Annotated in this window: 7 protein-coding genes; 2 read left to right on the top strand and 5 right to left on the bottom strand. The window is 42.2% G+C overall.

What is annotated here, in order from left to right; all coding sequences use genetic code 11:
* Positions 1-100 precede the first annotated feature (100 nt).
* Positions 101-247, bottom strand: coding sequence for a hypothetical protein (locus WBA23_RS07455; RefSeq protein ID WP_424581645.1), 147 nt, complete (start codon positions 245-247; stop codon positions 101-103).
* 631 nt (positions 248-878) lie between these two features.
* Between WBA23_RS07455 and WBA23_RS07450 the strand changes: the two genes are divergently transcribed.
* Positions 879-1,205 carry a hypothetical protein gene (locus tag WBA23_RS07450; RefSeq protein ID WP_424581644.1) on the top strand — a complete coding sequence of 109 codons (327 nt, stop codon included), beginning with the start codon at positions 879-881 and terminating at the stop codon, positions 1,203-1,205.
* On the opposite strand, the gene WBA23_RS07445 is transcribed toward WBA23_RS07450, so the two are convergent.
* The 4 genes from WBA23_RS07445 to WBA23_RS07430 all read right to left on the bottom strand — a co-directional run bounded on the left by WBA23_RS07445 (position 1,206) and on the right by WBA23_RS07430 (position 4,982).
* On the bottom strand, positions 1,206-2,924 hold the full coding sequence (locus WBA23_RS07445; protein WP_424581646.1) for a glutamine--tRNA ligase/YqeY domain fusion protein: 1,719 nt from the start codon (positions 2,922-2,924) through the stop codon (positions 1,206-1,208).
* A 64-nt stretch (positions 2,925-2,988) separates the two neighbouring features.
* Positions 2,989-3,591, bottom strand: coding sequence for a hypothetical protein (locus WBA23_RS07440; RefSeq protein WP_424581643.1), 603 nt, complete (start codon positions 3,589-3,591; stop codon positions 2,989-2,991).
* 8 nt (positions 3,592-3,599) lie between these two features.
* Positions 3,600-4,094 carry an RNA polymerase sigma factor gene (locus WBA23_RS07435; RefSeq protein WP_424581642.1) on the bottom strand — a complete coding sequence of 165 codons (495 nt, stop codon included), beginning with the start codon at positions 4,092-4,094 and terminating at the stop codon, positions 3,600-3,602.
* Between the two features lie 507 nt (positions 4,095-4,601).
* Positions 4,602-4,982 (bottom strand): DUF2237 family protein, encoded by a 381-nt coding sequence (locus WBA23_RS07430; protein WP_424581641.1) that lies wholly within the window; start codon positions 4,980-4,982, stop codon positions 4,602-4,604.
* Between the two features lie 172 nt (positions 4,983-5,154).
* Here WBA23_RS07430 and lepA point away from each other — a divergent pair, with 172 nt between their 5' ends.
* The gene (gene lepA / locus WBA23_RS07425; protein ID WP_424581640.1) at positions 5,155-6,957 is read left to right on the top strand and encodes a translation elongation factor 4; all 1,803 of its coding nucleotides are present in this window, start codon (positions 5,155-5,157) and stop codon (positions 6,955-6,957) included.
* Positions 6,958-7,220: the final 263 nt, after the last annotated feature.

Genomic DNA, 7,220 nt, shown 5'->3' with positions numbered 1-7,220 from the left:
GATTGTATAATTGTGTTAGCCTTTACTATTAATTGATGTAGTTGATAGCACAGACTGTCTTCTGTATGAATATTTCTATTCTTAGTAACTACTCTAACAATTAGGCTCTTTGAGGCTTCTTAAAAGTCTTCTTTGGTGGCATGGCATTTTCAGGTTCTACTAGGTCGCTATCGCAACTTGCTAACAGCATTAAAGGAATAGATGTAATCATAATTAAGCGTCCGAAGTTCTTTACAATACTTTTCATAAGAATAAAGATTTTTGTTTACTTTTAAATAAAACTTACATATGTAAGTATATGTAACAAATGTAGTTGCTTGTTTCATTCTTATTCATAGTAATAACGCTTGAAACATTACTCAGGTAAGGGGACTGCCAGTTCTAATAAAAATGTTAGACATAACATAATAGCAGAATATTGAACTATATCTTATTTTATTTTTAAATAGTGAATGAATTTTTATCGAAAAGCTAAGTAAAATATTTACAGAATTTAAATTTGCTTTTATTCCGAATACATTCTATAATTATTACATTTATCTTTTTAAGTAGGTCGCAAAAGCATTAGGAAATATATGGAGGTAATTAATAAGCCAACGTTCAGCCCATTATACCAAAGTGTTTTCTTCTTTCGGGGTGATAAGAGAAAGTGGATTAGCCTAGCATTAGTCCTTCTTGTACCGATTGTCTATAACAGTTGGCGCCTTTTTCCATCAGAGTTGCAAATCAGCTATTATGGAGATTTTACTAATTTTTGGTGGGCTTTTTCTGTCAACTTTATTTGCTTAATCATAGCTATTGCCTGGATTCTGACTGTTCCACGTAAGGATTATGTGATGCGTATAATCATATCTGTACTTATGATATATAGCATATATATGACATATGTTACTCTACCATTAGGTGAAACAACTCCATTACACCTTGATCTAATTTCTGTAATTGGCACATACTTAGTCCTGTACACTAGCATCTCTTTTATTCAAAAGAAATTTCTAGAAGCCAAACCAAGCTATCAATCGATGCATATTGGTCTACTACACGATTTGAATCATCATCGGTTTATGGGCGCAGTCTGCCGTATTGAGGGTATGGTGGATATGTCAGACATGGATGAATCGCACCGTAAAATTTGTAAGAAAGAAATCGAGGAACTTAAGGAAACTTTCGCCTATATCACCGAAAAGTACGAAAGTTTGCACTAATTATTTCTTATTTTTCTTCGCCCAACTATCGCGTAGCGTCACCGTCTGGTTAAATACCAATTTGTCGCTTTGGGAATCAGGATCAACGCAGAAGTAGCCCTTTCGCATAAACTGGAACCGGTCTAATGGTTGAGCGTTCTTTAAACTGGGTTCTACCCGTATCTGATCTAATACAACTAGCGAATCGGGGTTGATAAACTGCTTGTAATCAATTGGCTCGCCTTGTTCATCTTTATGGTCAGTAGGTTCGGGGTCAGAAAAAAGGCGGTCATATAAGCGAACTTCCGCCGAAATAGCGTGAGGTGCCGAGACCCAATGTATCGTTCCTTTGACCTTTTTGCCGGTAGTATCTTCACCACTTTTGGTAGCGGGATCGTAGGTAGCGTAGATTGTGGTTACTTCGCCCGTAGTATCATCTTTATCAAAAGATTCGCAGTGGATGATATACGCCCCCTTGAGCCGAACTTCGCGACCGGGACCCAGCCGGAAGAACTTCTTCGGGGGATCTTCCATAAAATCATCTCGCTCAATATAAAGCTCCCGGCTAAACGGCACCATTCGGTTTCCTCCCTGTTCATCTTCCGGGTTATTTTCTACCGATAGCTCTTCCGTTTGACCTTCCGGATAATTGGTAATAACCAGCTTAATTGGATCCAGCACGGCCATTACCCGGGGAGCCGATTGGTTTAAATCTTCCCGGATGCAGAATTCCAGCAAGCTTAAGTCAATCACGTTGTCGCGCTTGGCTACTCCTACCCGCTCGGCAAAGTTCCGCAGACTATTGGGAGTGTAGCCCCGGCGACGTAGACCACTAATGGTAGGCATGCGCGGATCGTCCCAGCTGCTCACGTAGCCTTCGTTCACTAGCTCCAATAGCTTACGCTTGCTCATGACGGTATAATTTACGTTGAGGCGAGCGAACTCAATTTGCTGCGGACGGGGGTTCACCATTTCCTGATCAAACTCACCAATCTGCTCTACAAACCAGTCGTAGAGCGGACGATGTACTTCAAACTCCAGCGTACACACTGAGTGGGTAATATCCTCAATAGCATCGCTCTGTCCGTGGGCCCAGTCGTAGGTCGGGTAAATATGCCATCGATCTCCAGTACGGTGGTGATGGCGGTGCAGGATGCGGTACATGATAGGATCGCGCAAGTGCATGTTGGGCGAGGCCATATCAATTTTGGCGCGTAGTACGGCAGCTCCTTCCGGTAGTTCCCCGGATTTCATTTGCTCAAATAAGGTCAGGCTTTCTGCTGCGGGTCGGTTTCGGTAGGCACTCTCCTCACCCGGTTGGGTAGGAGTGCCCCGCATTCGCCGAATTTCATCTACTGAAGTTTCATCTACGTAAGCTTTTCCTCGCTTAATCAGTTCAACCGCCAGATTGTATAATTTATCAAAATAATCAGAGGCGTAGCGTTCTTCGCCCTCCCAGGTAAACCCAAGCCAACGAACGTCTTCTTTGATCGCCGCTACGTAAGAAGTATCTTCCGTCACCGGATTGGTATCGTCAAAGCGCAAATTGGTTTTTCCGCCGTACTTCTGGGCTAATCCAAAGTTAAGACAAATGGACTTGGCATGGCCGAGGTGCAGAAAGCCGTTCGGCTCGGGTGGGAAACGGGTATAAATTACACTGTCATTTTTACTATTTTCCAGGTCTTCTTCTACGATTTGCTCAATAAAATTTAACGAAGCATTTTCTTCTGATTTATCCATAATTCCGGTCTGAATATTCAACGATTCGGCGAAATTAGACAAAGCTCGCGTATTTAGCTACTTTTCAGGATGATTCTAAACTTTCTAAGATGCTTTCTATCCGGTGCAGTATCGGGTTGAACTGTTTGTTCACTGCTCGCTGGTTCAACCATCGTATAAACCAGCCAACTCCAAATCCGGACGCTAAGTAAAATACGTAAAAAACCCAAGCCCACCAGAGTGGAATATATAGCAGCGTTGAGCCTAGAATCGCATAGCCGATAAGAATTGGCAAAATATACCAGTATAAGACTGTTTCTAATTGTCGTTTTTCTTTAGATAGGTGTTGGTACCTCATCTCTAGATATTCTTTGAAAGAATTATTAGGAGATGGGTTTTTTCTAAAGCGTTTTACCGCTATTAGTTTGTAGACAATAAGTAAGGCCGCAAAAATGATAACGCCTGATCCTATTCGGACTACAGTAATTGGGACGTGGTATAATAATCTTCCAAACAGTATCATAACAGCGATAGCCGCTATAATCTCTACAGCATCCCGCCAAAACAGTGTGCGCTCAAATTTTCGTATATCGTGATTTACGTCAATCATCAGCTTCGATTGGTTAAATTTAATTTGCATATCGGAGGGGGCTTGTTGCCAAAGAGCTTGTAATTCTTGATCTAGCATACTTCCGGTTAGTTAAGGCATACTTTTAGTTTTGCTCGGATTCGTTTGAGCTTTACCGCCACGTGATTGTCGTTCAACCCGATAATCTCGGCAATTTGCTGGTTACCAACTCCTTCCAAGTGAAGTAAGATAATTGCGCGGTTGCTTTCGTCTAGCCGGGCAATGCAGGCGTAAAGCTGGTTTCTTAGTTCCTGCTTTTCCATATCTTCCTGGACGGTCGGCTGTTGGGCAACAAACTGAATGCTATCGGTTAATCGCCTATCTGCTGACTTTGATTTCCTCTGAAATCGCATACTCACATTAAGAGCTACCCGGTAGAGCCAAGTGCTGGCGTAAGCCAGTGATTGAATCGTATCCAACGATTTCCATAGTTCTAGTATTACTTCCTGATATAGATCCTGTCGATCCTGGGCGCTTTGAGTGTAGACTCGGCATATCCGAAGAATCCGGTACTTATTATCTTCTAGCAACTGCATGAATAGGACTTCTTTCTTTCCAGACATATTAAAGCGTAAGCTTTTATCTACCTTAGTGAGCTATGATGAATAAAAGTGACCGAGGCTGTAGAAAAAAATTTAGATCATCAGTAAAATCTGGTATTCAGCCAGGATTATAAGTAGCGTAGCACTCGCTGAAAGCGCAATGAAATGATTACCACAGAAGGGAAAGTTGTATTAATTACATTTAAGTATTACTTGAAAATATTATATAATTAATAGAAATGGGCATGTACTGTTTTGAGCATAAATTGAACAAATAATGAAGTTTTCTGACATATCTTCTCAAAAAGGTACATGAGGAATAATCATTTTTTACTTGAAAAATTTACCGGTCGATTTGTTGAAAAAGAGAAATACTGATCATTTCTGCGGTTCAGAACCAATAATTAACAGTTCAAGTAGCTTATTCAGGCAAAATATCTTCTTGGCCCTTAATGAGTGCTATATTTTAACTTTTCGCAGAAAATTTAGATTAAATAGAAGAGATGAAGGTGCTTGGTACTATCTGAACTAGTTTACTGGCAAATGGGCATGAGCCAATAGGTTTTCTATAGAGACGTACCGTAGAACTGCTTCGTGAGTAGCTTCCAGTACCACCGGAGGGGCAACTCCGGCATCAAATGCTTCTTTCCACCGCAGAGCACATAGGCACCAGCGATCATTTGTCTTTAGCCCCGGAAAATTGTAAGCAGGCATTGGGGTACTCAAATCATTGCCTTGTTGCTTGGTAAATTGAAGAAATTCACCGGTCATAATGGCACAGACTAGATGACGACCACTATCTTCCGGGCCAGTCTCGCAACAACCGGTGCGGTAAAACCCGGTTTTGGGTGATTCACTACAAAGTTGGAGTAAATTCCCTAAAACATTTTTCGTTTTATTACTACTCATACGCTGTTTTCAACCCGGTACTGAGGGAATAGTTTGAGCACCAGTCGAAAGTTTCATTTTCCGGCTAAACTAAATACGCCTTTGCCCTTGTTACTACACCAACTATTATTGCTATTTTTGAACACTCGATCGTTGGCGGTTGGCGCCGATTATTTGCTGTAGAACGAAACTTATGAAGAACATCCGTAATTTTTGCATCATCGCCCATATTGACCACGGGAAAAGCACGTTAGCCGACCGACTACTTCAGGCGACTGGCTCGGTAGATGAGCGGGATATGCAAGACCAACTGCTAGATAACATGGATTTGGAGCGGGAGCGAGGCATTACTATTAAAAGCCATGCTATCCAAATGAATTATACGTATAGTAAAGAGGGAAAGGAAGAAGCTTACGTCCTCAATCTGATTGATACACCCGGCCACGTCGATTTTTCTTACGAAGTATCTCGCTCAATTGCAGCTTGCGAAGGTGCATTGTTAGTAGTAGATGCGGCCCAAGGTGTAGAAGCCCAAACCATTTCCAATTTGTACCTGGCTATTGACCATGATTTAGAAATTATTCCGGTACTTAATAAGATTGATCTGCCTGGGGCGATGGTAGAAGAAGTAAGCGACCAAATTATTGACCTGATTGGCTGTAGTAAGGAAGATATTCTGTTGGCAAGTGCTAAAGAGGGTTTGGGGGTGCCTGAGATTTTGGAAGCGGTAGTTGAGCGCATTCAGCCGCCTAAGGGTAATGTAGATGCGCCACTCCAGGCGATGATTTTTGATTCGGTTTATAATCCCTTCCGGGGGGTAGAAGTGTACTTTCGCATTTTCAACGGAAGGTTGAATAAAGGTGATCAGGTAAAATTTGTAAATACCAAGCGTACCTATGGAGCCGACGAAATTGGTATTCTGAAGCTAAAGCAGCAACCTGCAAAAACGATAGAAGCTGGGAACGTTGGTTACCTAATTTCCGGTATTAAAACCGCCAGTGAAGTAAAAGTGGGGGATACCATCACCCACGTTAAAAATCCGGCTGCTTCGCTGAGTGGATTTGAAGATGTGAAACCGATGGTGTTCGCTGGGATTTACCCGGTAGACACCACTGACTTTGAAGAACTCCGCGCTTCTATGGAGAAATTGCAACTGAATGATGCTGCTCTAATATGGGAACCCGAAACCTCGGCAGCGCTAGGGTTTGGCTTTCGTTGCGGTTTTCTGGGAATGTTGCATATGGAGATTGTGCAGGAGCGACTGGAGCGGGAGTTTGATATGACCGTGATTACCACCGTACCTTCGGTAGGGTTTCATGCTTATCTTTCTGATGTTGATAACACTATGAAACCGGTAAGTGCTCCCTCTGAAATGCCCGAACCAAATTTTCTCGACCGCATCGAAGAGCCCTTTATCCGAGCGCAAATTATCACCAAATCACAATTTATCGGGGGCATCATTGAATTGTGCATGGACAAGCGGGGAATCATCAAGAATCAAGTATTTCTTACTCAAGACCGGGTAGAGCTATCGTTTGAATTACCCCTGGCAGAAATTGTCTTCGACTTTTTCGATAAGCTCAAAACCATCTCTCGTGGTTACGCTTCCTTAGATTATCACCCTATTGGCTATCGAGCATCCAATATGGTGAAGCTAGATATTATGCTGAATGGCGACAAAGTAGATGCGCTCTCAGCCATTGTCCACCGCGATAAAGCCTACGAGTGGGGTAAGCGGCTGTGCGAAAAACTGCGTGAACTGCTGCCCCGCCAAATGTTCGAAATTGCTATTCAGGCTGCCATTGGTCAGAAGGTAATTGCCCGCGAAACGGTAAAAGCCCTTCGTAAAAACGTAATTGCCAAATGCTACGGCGGCGATATTTCCCGAAAGCGTAAGCTGTTAGAAAAGCAGAAAAAAGGTAAAAAGCGAATGCGCCAAGTCGGCAACGTAGAAATTCCCCAAGAAGCCTTTATGGCGGTGCTGAAGTTGGATTAGTATTATTTAACTACGGAAGAACTAAATAATTTAAGAAAATCAGTCAATCCAATGAAAGCTCAAATGAGCTGCCTCAGAGATCATGTGGTAAAACTGGATGAAACCCGTTCAGTAGGTGAGCGATGACTTAGACACTCTTATTGAGGTATACCTTGGATATGAAGAAGATTAGTAAGCGTTTAGATGCAATAGAAAAGCGGTTAGATCAGTAGAACTGATTTTATAAAAAGTATTCTCTACTCACTTAGAATGTTGTACAGATC

This window comes from Tunicatimonas sp. (assembly GCF_049647865.1).
GTDB lineage: Bacteria > Bacteroidota > Bacteroidia > Cytophagales > Cyclobacteriaceae > Tunicatimonas.
The sequence above is the reverse complement of the archived record's forward strand: the minus strand, read 5'-3'. Positions and strand labels throughout refer to the sequence as shown.

What these genes read in the sequence shown, in the direction of transcription:
- WBA23_RS07455 (WP_424581645.1), bottom strand. Translation starts at nt 247, where the DNA reads ATGAAAAGTATTGTAAAGAACTTCGGACGCTTAATTATGATTACATCT.
- WBA23_RS07450 (WP_424581644.1), top strand. Translation starts at nt 879, where the DNA reads ATGACATATGTTACTCTACCATTAGGTGAAACAACTCCATTACACCTT.
- WBA23_RS07445 (WP_424581646.1), bottom strand. Translation starts at nt 2,924, where the DNA reads ATGGATAAATCAGAAGAAAATGCTTCGTTAAATTTTATTGAGCAAATC.
- WBA23_RS07440 (WP_424581643.1), bottom strand. Translation starts at nt 3,591, where the DNA reads ATGCTAGATCAAGAATTACAAGCTCTTTGGCAACAAGCCCCCTCCGAT.
- WBA23_RS07435 (WP_424581642.1), bottom strand. Translation starts at nt 4,094, where the DNA reads ATGTCTGGAAAGAAAGAAGTCCTATTCATGCAGTTGCTAGAAGATAAT.
- WBA23_RS07430 (WP_424581641.1), bottom strand. Translation starts at nt 4,982, where the DNA reads ATGAGTAGTAATAAAACGAAAAATGTTTTAGGGAATTTACTCCAACTT.
- lepA (WP_424581640.1), top strand. Translation starts at nt 5,155, where the DNA reads ATGAAGAACATCCGTAATTTTTGCATCATCGCCCATATTGACCACGGG.